Genomic DNA, 14465 nt, shown 5'->3' with positions numbered 1-14465 from the left:
CCCACTTGGCCCAGCAGGAAACTGCCGGTAGCCCAAGGTGTGTGGGCCCGGTCACGCTCAGCGTGGGCAGGGGGCGAATCCGTAGGCCGCCCCGTCCAGGACGACCACGTGCTGTGACCCGATCTGGACTCCGACCGTCGTGCCGTCCCGTTTCGCGGTCACCGAGACCGCCACCACGTACACCCGCCCCCGTGGCACGCCGCCCCGGCCCGCCGCCCAGTCCGGATCCGGCCGGAGGGTGGACAGCGCGGGTTCCACGGCCAGCACCAGGTCGCCGAGATCGCAGGCGCCGGTGCGGAAATCGGGGTGCTGGGTGCGCTGCAGGAACGCCCGCTGCGGCCCCGCCCCACCGCGTGCCGCGGCCAGCCCGTCACTGAAGTAACCGCCGACCAGCCCGGCGTCCACCGCCTCGGTGGGCGCGGCCTCCGGCGTCCCGGCCACCCCGGCCGCGCACCCCGCCGTGAGCAGCGCGCACAGCAGCGCAGCGGCCTGCCGCACGCTCACCCGCCGGAGTGCATCAGCTCCGCGCCGACCGGGACCGAGGCGTCCTCCGGATCGTCCAGCCACCCGTGCGGCAGCGAGACCTTGGCCGGCGAGCCCTGGCGTCCGCGCGGCCCCTCCGCGTCCTCCGGGAACGGCACCTCGTGCGGCAGTTCGGCGAGCAGACCTTCCAGCTCACCCAGGCTGGACACCATCGCGAAACTGCGCCGCAGGTCCCCGCCCACCGGGAAGCCACGCAGGTACCAGGCCATGTGTTTGCGCAGGTCCCGAATGCCCTTGTCGGCCCCGAGATGGTCGATGAGCAGCTCGGCGTGCTGGTGCAGCACCGCGGCCACCCCGCCCAGCGAGGGCCCCGGCGGCACCGGCTGCCCGGCGAAGGCCGCCGCCAGGTCCCGGAACAACCACGGCCTGCCCAGGCAACCGCGCCCGACCACGATCCCGTCGCAGCCGGTCTCGGCCATCATCCGCAGCGCGTCGTCGGCGGAGAAGATGTCCCCGTTGCCGAGCACCGGGATCGTGCTCACCGCCTCCTTGAGCCGCGCGATCGCCGACCAGTCGGCCTGCCCGGAGTACCGCTGCGCCGCGGTGCGGCCGTGCAGCGCGACCCAGGCCGCGCCCTCCGCCTCGGCGATCCGCCCGGCGTCCAGGTAGGTCAGGTGCTCCTCGTCGATCCCGATCCGGAACTTCACCGTCACCGGGATGCCTGCCGGCTCGGCTTCCCGCACCGCCGCCCGCACGATGTCGCCGAACAGGCGCCGCTTGTACGGCAGCGCCGCCCCGCCGCCCTTGCGGGTCACCTTGGGCACCGGGCAGCCGAAGTTCATGTCGATGTGATCGGCCAGGTTCTCGTCCACGATCATCCGGACGGCCTTGGCCATGTTCACCGGGTCCACGCCGTAGAGCTGCAACGACCGCGGGTGCTCGTCGGCACTGAAGGTGATCATGTGCAAGGTCATCGGGTCCCGCTCGACCAGCGCCCGGGTGGTGACCATCTCGCACACGTACAGCCCGGCCCCGTACTGGCGGCAGAGCTGCCGGAAGGCCACGTTGGTGATCCCGGCCATCGGCGCGAGCACCACCGGCGGATCGACCTGGTAGGGGCCGACCCGCAGCGAGGGCGGACGAGCGTTCACCCGTCCATTGTCCGGCATGTTCGGACCGCCGGACGCCATCAGGGGCGGCGCGCGAGCAACTCGTGCGCCGCACCGGCCCTGGCCGCCACCTCCGGCCACCGCGGATGGGTGAGGTAGATCTCATCGGGGGTGGCCGGGTTGTAGTCCGCGAGCACCGCCAGCAACGGCTGCACGGCGGCCTTGACCGCCGCCGCCTCCGCCTGGTCCCGCAGCAGCTCGCCCACGCTCTCCGCCGGGTCGAACCGATCCCACCAGGTGTCGGCGAGCAGCACCTGCACGGTGCCGCTGAGATCCGGCCAGCCGTTGACGGTGGCGGGGGTGAACCCGGCCAGTGCCTCCAACGCGTCCACCACGCTCTGCCTGCGACTCGCGCTCATGGATTTGTTTTCGGAACCAGATCAGTTCGATTAAGGGAGTGCCGCCCAGATCACACCGGCCGCGGGTGATTCTCGGAGTTGCCAGGACAGCGCTCGCCCCCTGCTGGGAACATCACATCTTGGAACCGCTGTGCCAAATGGAGGACTGATGACCAACGCCCGCCGGATCGGCGCGCTGCTGCTGGCCGCCACCGCGCTGCTGGCCGGGTGCACCAAGGTGGGTGGCGTGGCCGAGGCGGGCGACCCGGTCGAGGGTTACGACAAGCGTGGCTCCGCGGCGCGCAAGGTCCCCTCGCCCGGTGGTGAGCTGGTGTCCCTGCTCAACCCGGAGCCGACCGGTCAGCTGCTCTGTGGCGCGCTGTCCGCGGCGGACTGGTCCACGGTGCTGGGCGGGCCGGTGCAGAGCCGGTGGTCGCAGCGGGGTGGCTGCCTGATCGAGGGCGGGCACCAGAGCGTGTACGCGGCGCTGAGCTGGCAGCAGCCGTGCAAGACGCTGCCCAACCCGCAGCAGGTCGACGTGAGCGGGCGGGCCGCGACCGCGGTGAGCACCAACTCCGGCGGCGAGGTGCTCTGCGTGCCGTTCAACCACTTCGGCGAGCAGGAACTGGACAAGCAGAAGTACGGCAACAGCGAGGACGCGGTGCCCAAGGGCACCCTGCACCTGACCGCCAGCCCCGGCAACAACCCGCCCAAGGCGGCCCGGCAGGTGCTGCACGAGCTGGCGGGCAGGCTGCTGGTCGAGCTGACCAAGCCCGGCCCGGCCGCGCCGGCGCCGGGGGAGAAGGGCGCGCTGCCGTTCACCCCGTTCCCGCCGCCCGCCGACGGCGCCGTGGTCGACCTGCCGCATCCGCAGCGCGCCGCCGCGCTGTGCACCGCGGCCACCGACGAGATGTTCCAGACCATCCTGGGCGCGCCGGTGCGCGAACGGCAGCTCACCTACGGCGGCGACTGCACCATCTCCGGCGGCGAGCCGTTCAAGGGCGGCGCGCACACGGTGTGGATCCAGGTGCTGTCCACCAAGCTGGACGGCGGGCTGTACAACGGCGCGGAGATCACCGTCGCGGGCCGGCCTGCCAAGGTGGGCAGCGTGCTCAGCGGCACCGGGGTGCTGCTGCGGGACAAGATGGACAACCTGCTCGCGGTGCGGCTGATGGCACTGGGCGACAACCGCACCGACGAGGCCCGTCGCGGCCTGGAGAAGGCCCTGGCCGAGCAGATCGTGCCGAAGTTGCTGGGTTCGATCTAGAAAGCCACGTTCACGCAGGCCAGCCGCGCTCCGGCGGTACCGGCGTGACCCTGGTGCGTGCTGGTCTTCTCGAAGTGGATCACCACGGACTTGGCCCTGCGCTCACCGAAGTGCCAGGGCACCACGGTCTTGCTGAGCGCCACGCCGTGCCGGTTGGTGGTGAAGTCCAGCCAGATCTCGTTGGAAGCGTTGGCGTACTTGGGGTCGACCGAGGGCTGCACCGGGTCGAGCACGTTCTGGTAATGCGGTCCGGAGTCGGCGGGCGCGGCCCCGCACGGCTTGGTGTGCGCGTGCGCGCCGTAGGTGCGGCCGGGCACCAGCCCGCGCACCGCGAGCAGCACCAGGGTGCCGCCGTGCCGGACGTGGGTCGCGGCGACCGTCACGCCGGCGCCCACGGGCACCAGCTTGGGGTCGTGGGTGATGGCCTTGGCGCCCTCGGCATAGGGCGCGAACCGGCCGACGGTGAGCACGGGAATGGAATCGGTGGAGAGCGAGTTGACCGGATCGGCGCCTGCGGGCGCGGTGCTGCCGGTGGTCAGCACCAACACTGCCGCGACGCCGGTCGCGGCAAGGGGAAGACGTCGCATGGTGCTCACCCTGGCACGGTCGGTGAGTTCCGGCAGCGGCAGGCAGCGATGGTATGGCGGGTTGATATGGGGGCGGGAATGCGGGACCGGACCTGGCTGGTGGCGCTGGCCGCGGCGTTGTGGGGCACGGACGCCCTGCTCCGCAAGCCGCTCGCGCAGGCGCTGCCCTCGGCCACGGTGGTCTTCTGGGAGCACCTGATCGTGGTGGCCCTGCTGCTGCCCTGGGTGCCGCGCGCGCTGCGTGCCTTCGCCGGGCTGAGCTGGCCGCGGCGAGTGGCGGTGCTGGTGATCGGTGTCGGCTCCTCGGCGGTGGCGACCGCGTTGTTCACCGCCGCCTTCCGCTACGGCGATCCGGTGACTCCGCTGGTGCTGCAGAAGTTCCAGCCGGTGTTCGTGCTGCTGGCCGCCTTCGCCCTGCTCGGCGAACGCCCGCGCGCGCACTACCTGTACTTCGCGGTGCCCGCCCTGCTCGGCGCCTGGCTGCTGAGCTTCCCCGATCCACTGCGGGTGCAGGTCAGCGCGGCGGTCCCGGCGCTGCTCGCCCTCGGCGCGGCCGCGTTGTGGGCTGGCGGCACCGTGCTCGGCAGGCTGGTCAGCGCCGATCTGCGCCCGTGGGACGTCACGGTGCTGCGTTTCACCATCGGCCTGCCCGCGACCGCGGTGGTGGTGGCCGGTCAGGGCGCCCCGTTCCTGGTGGACTGGGCGAACGCGCCCGCCCTGCTGCTGCTCGCGATCGTGCCCGGCCTGCTCGCGCTGAGCCTGTACTACCTGGGCCTGCGCAACACCCCGGCCACCCGCGCCACCCTGGCCGAACTGGCTTTCCCGGCCACCGCCGCGCTGATCGGCGTCGGCCTGCTCGGCGCGCACCTGTCCGGCACCCAGTGGCTGGGCTTCGGTTTGCTGGTGCTGGCGGTGACCGCCCTCGGCTGGCGCGAACGCACCGGCCGAGGGAGCACCGTGCGGCTCAGCCCAGATCCCGGGCCAGCACGTCCTCATCCGTCTCCCGCCGGATGATCGGCCGGTACTGACCGTCGGCCACCGCGATCACCGGCGGCCTGCCGACCAGGTTGTAGTTGGACGCCAGCGAGTGGTGGTAGGCGCCCGAGCAGGGCACCGCCAGCAGGTCGCCGCTGTGGATGTCACCGGGCAACCGCACGTCCCTGGCGATGATGTCCCCGGCCTCGCAGTGTCGCCCGACCACGGTCACCGTGCGCGGCGCCGCCTGGCTGGCCCGGCCGAACATCCTTACCGCGTAACGGGATCCGTAGAGCGAGGGCCGCAGGTTGTCGCTCATCCCGCCGTCCACCGCGACAAAGGTCCGCACGCCTGGCACGTCCTTGACCACGACCACCCGGTACAGCGTCACCCCGGCCCGCGCGACCAGCGACCGCCCCGGCTCCACCACCAGCCGCGGCACCGGCAGCCCGTGCGCCGAGCACTCGTAGTTCACCGCGCACCGGATCCGCGCCGCGAAGCCCTGCAGGTCGAACTCGTCCTCGCCCGGCAGGTAGGCCACCGCGTGCCCACCGCCGATGTTCAACTGCGGCAACACCATCCCGTGCTCATCCCGGATCGCCGCCAGCAAGGCGACCATCCGCCGCGCCGCCAGCTCGAACCCGGCCACCCGCCCGATCTGCGAGCCGATGTGGCAGTGCAACCCGGCCAGGTGCAGATTCGGCTGCCCGAGCACCCGCCGCACCGCCTCCGCCGCGGCCCCACTGGCCAGCGAGAACCCGAACTTCTGGTCCTCCACCCCGGTGGCGATCGCCTTGTGCGTGTGCCCGTCGACGCCCGGCGTCACCCGCACCAGCACCTGCTGCGGATACCGGGCCAGCGCGCCTAGCTGCTCGATTTCGTCAAAGGAGTCGAGCACCACCCGCCCAACCCCGTACCCCACCGCGGCCTTCAGGTCCTCCGGCGTCTTGGCGTTGCCGTGCAGGATGATCCGCTCCGCCGGGAAGTCCACGGCCCGCGCGACGGCGAGTTCCCCCGCCGAGCACACGTCCAGCGAAAGCCCCTCCTCCCGCACCCACCGCGCCACGGCCTTGGTGAGCAGCGCCTTGCTCGCGTAGGCGATCTCCATCTCCGGCAGCGCGGCCCGGTAGTCCCGGCACCGCCCCCGGACCTGGGCCTCATCCAGCACATAGGACGGAGTCCCGAAGTCAGCCGCGATCCGCCGCAGCGACACACCCCCCACCACCAGGTCGTTGTCCGGCCCCAGTTCGGTACCCGCCGGCCAGATCCCCGGCTCCAGGTGCGAGCGCAGCGATCGGTGCAGCGACGGTATGAGGTACTCCAGAGTCACGACGGCCTCCGCGGGCACTGTCACGGGCACGTTGCCCGCCAATGACGAGAAAACGCCGCCCAGCCCCCGCAGTCAGCCGTCCCTACGCGCCCCTGACGCCCCGCCCAGTCACGTTTCCGCAACCCTGACGCGCCAGGTGGCCCCCACCACACCGCACTAGCTTCACATCTTCCTGAAACAGCTAAACTAAACCGGCAGGTCAAGGGGGTGACGGAGAGGATGGCCTACATGACCGGTCCCACCCCGCCCGCCAGGGACGAGGCAGCAGTGGCCCGCTTCGTGGAACGCTTCGCCCTGGTCCTCACCGACGCGGGCTGGCCCCGCATGCCGTCCCGGATCTTCGCCAGCCTGCTCGCCAGCGACGACGGCACCCGCACCGCCGCCGACCTGGCCACCCACCTGCAGATCAGCCCCGCCGCCGTCAGCGGAGGCGTCCGCTACCTGACCGACATCGGCCTGGCCACCAAGGAACGCTCCCCCGGCGCCCGCCGAGACCACTACCGAGTCCGCGACGACCTGTGGTTCGAGTCCCTGATGCGCCGCGAACAGCAGATCTCCCGCTGGGTCCAAAGCGTCAAGGAAGGCATCCAGGCCGTAGGCCCCACCACCCCCGCAGGCCACCGCCTGGAACTCACCAGGGACTTCTTCGAGTTCCTGCAATCCGAACTCCCCACCCTGCTGGCCAACTGGCAACGCCCCAGCCCCCCGTGACCGCAACCACGACGCACGCCCCAGCCCGGTATCGGTAGAGTGTCCCCGGGCCGCTAGCTCAACTGGCAGAGCAGCGGACTTTTAATCCGCGGGTTGTGGGTTCGAGTCCCACGCGGCCCACCACGCGACCTTGGTTCCACCTGCGCAAACACTGCTGGTTTGCGCAGGTGAACGTCCACAGTGGTCTGATGTGTGCTCCGTGTGTGCTCGCGGGCGGGAACCGGGCGGAATTGAAGATCAAATCTGCACTCGGGGCACGATCGTCGTCAGTCGGGGTCGTGCTCCAGTTGCGCTGCTACCGGTGCCCGGATTCTCACCGCCTCGCCGGGCGACCCTGACGAATCGTCCGGGGCTGCCGGCCATTGTGGGATCGGGCTGCCGAATCCGGGCCGTACCGGGCAGGACGGTGGCCGCGGCAGGCGACAATCGCGGAACAGCCATCTGGCGACCTCTGCTCTCCGGGCGCCGACGGACAACAGTTCACGTCGTACTGATCGAACCTCGCGGGCGCTCCGCTCCATGAGTGAGAGCAGGTTGAGGACCGACTGCAAGGGTTTCCTTGCGCCTGCCGTTCCGTCATCGGCAGTGCAGGCCGAGAGCTGGCAACGGAAGAACTCGCCCTCAACAGTCGAATCCACGAAGTCGGCGGAAACGTTGGCAAGCGCAGCTTCGAGGTGCGCGAGTTCATGAGGTGCCAATGCGGACCACATCGCGGCGTATACCGCGTGGGTGAGGAAGCTCAGGCGGTTCAGGAGGTTCATGGCGTCCCATTCGGTGGGCGCTCCCGGAAGGCCGTGCGGTCAAGCTGGTCGACTCCGGGAGGGCGCCGAGGCCGATGCTCTGCACCGTGTTCACTCGGAGCTGGACGAGTGTCGAGCGACCATTCACCATGCCGGGCACCAGCAACTGGTCCAGATGGGTGTGGACGACGGGCTGTTGCGGCGAGTGGTGGTTGGTAGCCGCCGACTCCTCCGAGGTGGGGGCGACCGCCGCGAGCCCCGGGTAGCCGGGCCGTCGGCGCGAGCTTCCTTCTCGTCGTCCTCGGCCTGGACGCGGCGCAGCCGGGGGCCAGAGCCGTAGTCCGCGCTCACCCGTGCCGACTCGCCGGCCGAGTTCGTTCCACTCCTTCGGCGGCCACACGTCCGAGGCAGACGGGCACTGGGTCAGGATCATCTACAGGTCGTTCAGGGTGTGGCGGCACAGCCATGCCCTGGCCTGGATCACGGCCGGTCAGCCCTCGGCGGTGGTCAGCGACTCGACTGCCTCGGCAAGCTCCTGGTGCGCAGATGCAAGGCGTTCTTGGCGTTGTTCAGGTGTCAGAGAATAGCGACCTATGGCGGAGCGTCTCCCAGCAAATGGTGTTGGTGATGAGAGTGGAGAACCAGGGCGTCGTCCGGACGCTCGCAAGTTCAATATCCCCCAATTGTGTCGAAATGCAACAAGTATGCCTGCGTCTGAAGTCTTGAGTTTGAAGAAATGTCAGGGTTGTTGAGTTGAATCAGAGGATGGATGAACATGGGTTAGGTTCTTCACTTGCTCCTGTCATGCGCAATCCAGTTTTTCGGTCCACGTTGGTCGTAGTTGGCTGGGCAGACGGCCCAGCCGGCATGTGTGGCTGGCTGGTGACCCATGGGGATGAACAGGCGATACGGTGAGTTTGTGCAGGGGGTCGACTGCTTCGGCTGTGTGGTTTGCCCAGGGTTTCCCAGGTTGGGTGAAGCCGAGATGGAGTGCTTGAGTGAAACCAATACGGTGGCACTGACACGTCGACACTTAAGAAAGAGTGCGGGCTCGACATGCGCTGACTGTAGTCGGGTTCGTTGTTGTCGCCGCGCTGGTTTCGGTAAGTGCAACGATATTGGCCGCGCAGGATTCCGGGCGTAGTGCCGCGATCGGTGGATGAGCCCGATTGTCTCGGTCGATGCGAGACTGGGCGATTGTAATGGGCGTAGGCAAGGATCCGCATCGGTGGGTGAGCTGTGGTGCCGACTCAGGCAGGTTCACCCGGAAGAACTAATGCGAGAAAGATGTGCTCGTCCTAGTGTCTTGGCTGAGGGCGGCAGCCAGGGGATGGAGCTGCTGTGTGAAACAGGGGGAGCCATTGATGACGCTGCGGATAGTGGCGCTTTCGTGCCTGGCCGGCGGTTGCCCAGGTCAATCACGGCTACCCAGGCATAGTTCCTGATGAGGGCAGTCGTCATCGGCCCGCGTGTTATCGGCCGATTGGCGTAAAGAACACCCGGCAACCGGCCGCTGCGCGGTGTGTCTATCGCGTGCTGCAGACAGCGTCGCGGTGACCAATTCTCTGTGTGGCAGTGCGACGCGTCAGGAAAATCAGTATGCGAATAATTTGCTGACCTTGATATAGGGGGTTTTGTGTATATTTCACGAAATGGAAAGAAGCTCGGAGGGGCAGGGCTGACCACCGTGACACTCGTCGCCGCTGTGATGGCGGTGGTTCCCGCCTCGGCGAACGCCGATCCGCAGGCACTTGGCCTCAGCGAGGACGGCGCCTACTGTGCGATGCTGGTCGGCAAGGCACCTGAAGGCGGTGTGTCGCCAGTCCGGGCACAGGCATGCTCAGATGTCTCGATTGAGGAGGCGAAGACACGGCTGGTCGCCCGATACGCGACGGTCGCCGGTGTCGGCGCCCCAGTGGCAGCGGCCGTCGAAACCCGGATCATGGTTTGGTACGAAAACATCGGTTACAACAGTGAAGCTCATGGCGGATACCCGGGTCGGATGACCTACATCTATGGCGATAAGGGTGGCTGCGACAATTCGGGATATCGGGTCAAACCCAACTCCTGGTGGCAGCAGAACATGTCCTCAATTATCGGGGACAATGACTGCACAGTGGCAAAGATTCACAACCGTGCGCTCAACAGTGCCTCGGAGTTTCGTATTAAGGACATTCCGGACGAGGGTCGCTGGCTGGGCGAGTACAGCGACAACGTCGGCCTGACCCAGCCTTTCCATCGCCGCTGACCGGAGTTTGCTCCCGCGTTCACAGGTCCGGTGCATCCCAGCGCGCGGGATGCACCGGACCTGCGGTGTCACGGTCGGCTGTGGGTGTCGGGCACGAGCGCCGAGCTCAGCCAGAGCGTGAACCCGATCGTCGCTGGAGTGCGCACGGGCGCACCCACTGCGTCGGTGTCCACCGCCAACCCGACCAACTCGGTCGCCAGCAACAGTCCCGTCTCTGGATCGATCAGCAGATGTTGGCGCTGCCGCGGGAACCAGTCTCCTGGCCGGTCTGTCGGCGTCGAGACCGCGACCGCCCGGCGGCCTGCCCGATCGGTGGTCATCCCGTCGATCGTCATTCCCGACTGGTTGGCGAGGATCCGCAACAGGGCGGCTGCGGCTGCCGGTTCACCGGCACGCAGTCCCCAGTCCCGCGAGATGTTCTCGAACCACTGCGCAGTTGTCCGTCCCTGTCCTTCTTTCAGGAACCACTGCTTCAGCACCTCCGGGTCAGCCGACCCGACCGCAGGTCCTGGCGAGGTGCTCAGCTTCAACGGCCCATCCATCGTGATGGCCCTGCTGCCAGACGGAGGGTTGAGTTCCCTGCGAAGGCTGCGACCAGTTCCGTCAGCGGTGCGCCAGATTTCCTGCCGATACTGGGAGAACTCCACCCCCAGATATCGACTGTCGGCGCCGAACGCCGTGGTGAACTGCCACTCACGCCGATCGGCGTAGAACACCGCGCCAGCACCACGCGGGACAGGCTGGCTCGCGGCGCGGGCGGCCAGATGGAGCAGCAACGCCGCTGGATCGCGCTCGACTGGGTCGCGGAAGGACAACAACGGCGGAGTTTCCAGCGGTTCGGCGAACAGATTCGACTGGTTCACCATCACCATCGAAACGGCGAGTACCCCCACGGCCACCGCCGCGGCGACAAGCACTCCGAGCCGGTTCGTCCCGCGCTGAATCTTTGCGGTCGAACGGCCTTCGGACTGCGGTTCGGGCTGTTCCCAGGGCAGTCGGCGGCCATGCTCGGGCACATCGCGCCCTGCTAGGTCCTGCGCGGCCAAGCGCCGCAGTGCCTGCTTGGTCCGGAGGTTCATCTACTTCCGTCCTTCCCCGCCGACGACAGTGGGAGTGTGTGTCCCAGGAGAACCGCTTGGCTGACAGACGCGGTCGAGACGAGCCAAGGCATCGGCGAACCGCCGCCGGGCTCGATGTAGCCGGACACCGAAGGCCACGGCCGAACAACCCGCGACCCTGGCTGCCTCCCGTGCACTCAGCCCGTCCCATGCAGTGAGCATCAGTGCGTCCCGCTCCCTGGGCGTCAGTTCCGCAAGAGCCATCAGCACCGTCATCCGTTCGACGACCGCGGTCTCTGCGGCCGCTGTGTGTTGAGCGGCGGCGCACCGGGCCACCTCCGCGGCAAGCACGTCCTGACGTTGTCGACTGCGCTGCTGGTTGGCCAGAGTGTTCCGAGCGGTCACCAGCAGCCACGGCAAGGCATCCACCGGCAGTTGCGCACGTTTTCGCCATGCCACAAGGAACGCCTCGTCCACAGCGTCCTGGGCCTCCTGCGCCGGCACCCGGCGCAGGGCATATGCCAGTACACGCGGGTACAGCGTCTCGTAGAGCTGGGTGAACCTCTGATGGTCATCACCCATGAGTCGTGGCCTCCCAAACCGGGGACGTTGTCACTCAGTACTGTCCGGAGCACTTCGATTCTTACGTCACCCTGCCGAGCTTCAGTGAAGCCACACCACCGCATGGCCTGAATCGCCGTCAGTCGGGCGGCGGGACATCCACTGGACAGATTCTGACTAGACTGAGCCCAAGTAGCGGTAGGCGCGGGAGACCGGTTCACGCTGGTGTTGCCGGTGCAGGATGCGACCTCGACCAGATGGCATATCACCGGAAATCCGGACGAGCGAGTGGTGAAGGTCCACGGCAAGGAACGTGACACAAACTCCTTCGGTGGAGCCATCGGCAGCGGAGGAACCCACTACTTCATATTCGACGCCGTGGCACCGGGCACCACGACGATCACGGCCTTCCGTTGCTTCCTGTGCCAGTGGGACTTCCCAGATCGTCCGTTGACCAACGACCACACTCAGGAGGTCACCTTCCGGGTGACTGTTCGCTGAGGGCAGACCTCTCTCAGATCGCGGCGGGTCCGGTGCCGCGGGCCTTTCTCCTGAGTCGGCAACGGCTCGCTGAGTTCGGCGGCGTAGCTGATGCCACCGCTGCGCACGATCTCGGCCAGGAACGTGAGAGAACGGGGCAGAGTCCCCAGACGACCAAGCGTGATCGCCGCGGCAACCGCGAGGTCTCCGGGCAATGCGCTGCCGGCTCCTTCAGCATGCTCGGCCAGCACTCGGCCCAACTCCGACGCGATGTCTGTGCGAGCGAGTTCCGTGTCGCTCACCGGGTCTGGGTCCGTCATTGTGGTAGCTCCGTGGTGAGGAGGTCTGGGGCATCCGGTTACTTGGGTATGTGGATTCCGTTGACGGTGGGCAAGCTGCCATTCGACGCCTTGTCCATGCGGTTAGCGCGGCCTTGAACGCCGAGGACATCCGCGGCCTTCTGGACTGATGGGTATCGCTGCTCCAACGTTTGGCTGTGCGTCCATTGGGGGTGGTTCTTCCGGAACAGCCCAACGGTGGAACGGCCGACGTTAGCCTGCGGGGCTGTGCCTAGGCTGATCAAGACTGTCGAGTTGTCCCCGACCGGGTCTTTTCCGTTGCGCGACACAGAGTTCACCGTGGTGGACTTCGAGACCACCAGTCTGCACCCGCCCGGCCGGATCATCGAGATCGGTGCGGTCCGGATGCGGGGGGACGGCACCATCCTGGGCGAGTTGAGCACCCTGGTCGACCCCGGGCGCGGTGTCTCCCCAGGAGCGACAAGGATCCACGGGATCACCCGCCGCGACCTCAACGGCGCCCCGCCGATCATCGAGGTTGTGGGGGACCTGCTGGCAATCTGTCGGGACAGTGTCGTGGTCGCGCACAACCTGTCCTTCGAGGACAAGTTCCTCGCGCACGAACTTGACCTCATCGGTGTCGCTGTCCCGGAGATTCTCGGTGTCTGCACGCTGCGTACGGCCCGCCGAGCGATGTCGATGCCCAACTACCGGTTGGCCACCCTTGTCTATGAACTCGGGCTGCCTGCGGTGGCCTCGCACGCCGCACTCGATGACGCGCGGGCCTGCGCACGGCTGCTCGCCGCCCTGATCGCATCGCCGTACAACCTTGGCTTCACCAGGGCCCCACGACACGCGCCACTGCCGCTGCTGGCTGCCGCGAGCCGCCACAAGCCACGCACCGCGGCCCACCGCGGTCAGAGCTGGCTTGGCGGTCTGATGGACCAGCTCCCACTGGCCGGCGCCGACCGTGACGACGATCTTGTTGGCAGCTATGTCGAGCTGCTCACCGCTGCGTTGGCCGATGGTCGGATCACGCAGGAGGAAGCCTCCGCCCTCTCCGCACAGGCGCGCCAGGCCGGGCTGTCACCGGGCGATCTGCGACGGATACAGCAGGACGTGCTGACCGGTCTGCGCGAGGTCGCGTCCGCGGATGGTGGGATCACCGACGCTGAACACCGGCAACTCGTCACTGCTGCCACGGCCTTGTGCATGCCGGGATTCTTCAACGGTCTCACCGTTGATCGAATGACCCAGCCTGGGCCGCTGCGCGCGGTGCGCATCCTGATCCTCGGCACCAGTGACCAAAGCGAGCAGCTGCGGCAGTGGTGCCAGGAAGGCGGGGCTCGCATCGCGAAGAACCTGACCGCCACCGTCACCCATGTCGTTGTCGACGACACTGTGTCCCCGACGGAGCCGAGACGGCACAAGGCGGCCCAGAACAACGTCCCAGTACTCGATGTCGATCAGGCACAGCAGATCCTCGCCGAGATCGGCAGGCCGAGCCTGTCCCCTGCTTCCCGAGAACCTGTAGTTCCACAACGTCTCGATTTCCAACCTTCACACCCGGTTCCTGTGCCCGTCGGCCAACCCATCCACGCGATCCCCACCGACCCGGCGGGCACGACCCGGCACACCGCCCCAAGACTGTGGGGCGGCAGGATCTTGCTGACTGTCGGCACGATCCTCATTGCCCTTGCCCTGTTCGCCCTGCTCGGCGGGGTACCCGCCGACTCCTTCATCGTTACGATCGTGCTCGGCGGATTCCTGGCGCTAGGCGGCCGCCGACTGACCCGGCCCGCACACCCCCGCCGCACGAACGCTGATCGCGACTGACCGGCTCTTCTTCGGGGAGTAGGCCGCCTCTGGACTGGCCGTGGTGAACAAGTGGTTGTGAAATGGGGTTGTAGCCACTCGCTCGACCGCGTGCAGCGGGTGCGTGTCAACGCCAGCCGCTGAAGGGCCGCCGACATATCGGGTTGATTTGTGCTTCGTATGTGCTCGGCAGCGGGAAACTGAGCCGAACTATTGCGTCAGATGACGGCGCTACGGCTGTGCTGCTACCAGCGAAAACGCCACAACGTCGACCATCCTGACAGCAAGAGACACGGAATGCGGAGCCCTTTTAATCCGCGGGTTGTGGGTTCGAGTCCCACGCGGCCCACCAAACCCCCAGGTCACCGGCCTGGGGGTTTTGCGTGGCAGGATCTGTCCGGCCG

14 protein-coding genes, 1 tRNA gene and 1 pseudogene are annotated in these 14465 nt (G+C 67.9%); 7 read left to right on the top strand and 9 right to left on the bottom strand.

All coding sequences use genetic code 11. The features are described from left to right. Positions 1-57 precede the first annotated feature (57 nt). From ACTOWY_RS10150 to ACTOWY_RS10140, 3 genes are read right to left on the bottom strand one after another with little or no spacing between them, the layout of a single operon-like run. Entirely contained in the window at positions 58-504 is a 447-nt protein-coding gene (locus ACTOWY_RS10150; RefSeq protein WP_441309342.1) for a hypothetical protein, read from the bottom strand. Then, positions 501-1634 (bottom strand): tRNA dihydrouridine synthase DusB, encoded by a 1134-nt coding sequence (dusB, locus tag ACTOWY_RS10145; protein ID WP_441309341.1) that lies wholly within the window; start codon positions 1632-1634, stop codon positions 501-503. The genes ACTOWY_RS10150 and dusB overlap by 4 nt, the downstream gene beginning before the upstream one ends. Positions 1635-1672: 38 nt before the next feature. Beyond that, the gene (locus ACTOWY_RS10140; protein ID WP_441309340.1) at positions 1673-2011 is read right to left on the bottom strand and encodes an SCO4402 family protein; all 339 of its coding nucleotides are present in this window, start codon (positions 2009-2011) and stop codon (positions 1673-1675) included. 148 nt (positions 2012-2159) lie between these two features. Here ACTOWY_RS10140 and ACTOWY_RS10135 point away from each other — a divergent pair, with 148 nt between their 5' ends. Next, positions 2160-3257, top strand: a complete 1098-nt coding sequence (locus ACTOWY_RS10135) for a hypothetical protein (RefSeq protein WP_441309339.1) — start codon at positions 2160-2162, stop codon at positions 3255-3257. On the opposite strand, the gene ACTOWY_RS10130 is transcribed toward ACTOWY_RS10135, so the two are convergent. Beyond that, the gene (locus ACTOWY_RS10130) at positions 3254-3844 is read right to left on the bottom strand and encodes a superoxide dismutase (protein WP_441309338.1); all 591 of its coding nucleotides are present in this window, start codon (positions 3842-3844) and stop codon (positions 3254-3256) included. The two genes, ACTOWY_RS10135 and ACTOWY_RS10130, sit on opposite strands and share 4 nt — an antisense overlap. A gap of 78 nt (positions 3845-3922) precedes the next feature. On the opposite strand from ACTOWY_RS10130, the gene ACTOWY_RS10125 reads away from it, so the two are divergent. Further along, the gene (locus tag ACTOWY_RS10125) at positions 3923-4858 is read left to right on the top strand and encodes a DMT family transporter (protein ID WP_441309337.1); all 936 of its coding nucleotides are present in this window, start codon (positions 3923-3925) and stop codon (positions 4856-4858) included. Here ACTOWY_RS10125 and lysA read toward each other — a convergent pair. Next, positions 4809-6149 carry a diaminopimelate decarboxylase gene (gene lysA, locus ACTOWY_RS10120; protein ID WP_441309336.1) on the bottom strand — a complete coding sequence of 447 codons (1341 nt, stop codon included), beginning with the start codon at positions 6147-6149 and terminating at the stop codon, positions 4809-4811. The two genes, ACTOWY_RS10125 and lysA, sit on opposite strands and share 50 nt — an antisense overlap. A gap of 228 nt (positions 6150-6377) precedes the next feature. On the opposite strand from lysA, the gene ACTOWY_RS10115 reads away from it, so the two are divergent. Together ACTOWY_RS10115 and ACTOWY_RS10110 are read left to right on the top strand one after the other, a co-directional pair. Continuing rightward, the gene (locus ACTOWY_RS10115) at positions 6378-6860 is read left to right on the top strand and encodes a GbsR/MarR family transcriptional regulator (protein ID WP_441309335.1); all 483 of its coding nucleotides are present in this window, start codon (positions 6378-6380) and stop codon (positions 6858-6860) included. Between the two features lie 47 nt (positions 6861-6907). Then, positions 6908-6983, top strand: a tRNA-Lys gene (locus ACTOWY_RS10110). 143 nt (positions 6984-7126) lie between these two features. Here ACTOWY_RS10110 and ACTOWY_RS10105 read toward each other — a convergent pair. Further along, positions 7127-7621 (bottom strand): hypothetical protein, encoded by a 495-nt coding sequence (locus ACTOWY_RS10105; protein ID WP_441309334.1) that lies wholly within the window; start codon positions 7619-7621, stop codon positions 7127-7129. A gap of 1666 nt (positions 7622-9287) precedes the next feature. On the opposite strand from ACTOWY_RS10105, the gene ACTOWY_RS10100 reads away from it, so the two are divergent. After that, positions 9288-9848 (top strand): hypothetical protein, encoded by a 561-nt coding sequence (locus ACTOWY_RS10100; protein ID WP_441309333.1) that lies wholly within the window; start codon positions 9288-9290, stop codon positions 9846-9848. 68 nt (positions 9849-9916) lie between these two features. On the opposite strand, the gene ACTOWY_RS10095 is transcribed toward ACTOWY_RS10100, so the two are convergent. Together ACTOWY_RS10095 and ACTOWY_RS10090 are read right to left on the bottom strand one after the other, a co-directional pair. Further along, the gene (locus tag ACTOWY_RS10095; RefSeq protein WP_441309332.1) at positions 9917-10927 is read right to left on the bottom strand and encodes a hypothetical protein; all 1011 of its coding nucleotides are present in this window, start codon (positions 10925-10927) and stop codon (positions 9917-9919) included. After that, a complete protein-coding gene (locus tag ACTOWY_RS10090; RefSeq protein WP_441309331.1) occupies positions 10928-11488 on the bottom strand; it encodes an RNA polymerase sigma factor in 561 nt (186 codons plus the stop codon). A gap of 192 nt (positions 11489-11680) precedes the next feature. Between ACTOWY_RS10090 and ACTOWY_RS10085 the strand changes: the two are divergent. Beyond that, a pseudogene (locus tag ACTOWY_RS10085) lies at positions 11681-11968 on the top strand (protease inhibitor I42 family protein); the annotation flags it as partial. On the opposite strand, the gene ACTOWY_RS10080 reads toward ACTOWY_RS10085, so the two are convergent. Next, positions 11935-12249: a hypothetical protein gene (locus ACTOWY_RS10080; protein ID WP_441309330.1), complete on the bottom strand. Its 315-nt coding sequence runs from the start codon at positions 12247-12249 to the stop codon at positions 11935-11937. The pseudogene ACTOWY_RS10085 and the gene ACTOWY_RS10080 overlap by 34 nt on opposite strands. 264 nt (positions 12250-12513) lie before the next feature. Between ACTOWY_RS10080 and ACTOWY_RS10075 the strand changes: the two genes are divergently transcribed. After that, positions 12514-14082: an exonuclease domain-containing protein gene (locus ACTOWY_RS10075; protein ID WP_441309329.1), complete on the top strand. Its 1569-nt coding sequence runs from the start codon at positions 12514-12516 to the stop codon at positions 14080-14082. Positions 14083-14465 lie beyond the last annotated feature (383 nt).

Source organism: Crossiella sp. CA198 (assembly GCF_052078295.1).
Classification (GTDB): domain Bacteria; phylum Actinomycetota; class Actinomycetes; order Mycobacteriales; family Pseudonocardiaceae; genus Crossiella.
The sequence above is the reverse complement of the archived record's forward strand: the minus strand, read 5'-3'. Positions and strand labels throughout refer to the sequence as shown.

Coding starts and splice junctions, on each gene's coding strand:
- ACTOWY_RS10140 (WP_441309340.1), bottom strand. CDS start 2,011: ATGAGCGCGAGTCGCAGGCAGAGCGTGGTGGACGCGTTGGAGGCACTG.
- ACTOWY_RS10135 (WP_441309339.1), top strand. CDS start 2,160: ATGACCAACGCCCGCCGGATCGGCGCGCTGCTGCTGGCCGCCACCGCG.
- ACTOWY_RS10130 (WP_441309338.1), bottom strand. CDS start 3,844: ATGCGACGTCTTCCCCTTGCCGCGACCGGCGTCGCGGCAGTGTTGGTG.
- ACTOWY_RS10125 (WP_441309337.1), top strand. CDS start 3,923: ATGCGGGACCGGACCTGGCTGGTGGCGCTGGCCGCGGCGTTGTGGGGC.
- ACTOWY_RS10115 (WP_441309335.1), top strand. CDS start 6,378: ATGACCGGTCCCACCCCGCCCGCCAGGGACGAGGCAGCAGTGGCCCGC.
- ACTOWY_RS10105 (WP_441309334.1), bottom strand. CDS start 7,621: ATGAACCTCCTGAACCGCCTGAGCTTCCTCACCCACGCGGTATACGCC.
- ACTOWY_RS10095 (WP_441309332.1), bottom strand. CDS start 10,927: ATGAACCTCCGGACCAAGCAGGCACTGCGGCGCTTGGCCGCGCAGGAC.
- ACTOWY_RS10090 (WP_441309331.1), bottom strand. CDS start 11,488: ATGGGTGATGACCATCAGAGGTTCACCCAGCTCTACGAGACGCTGTAC.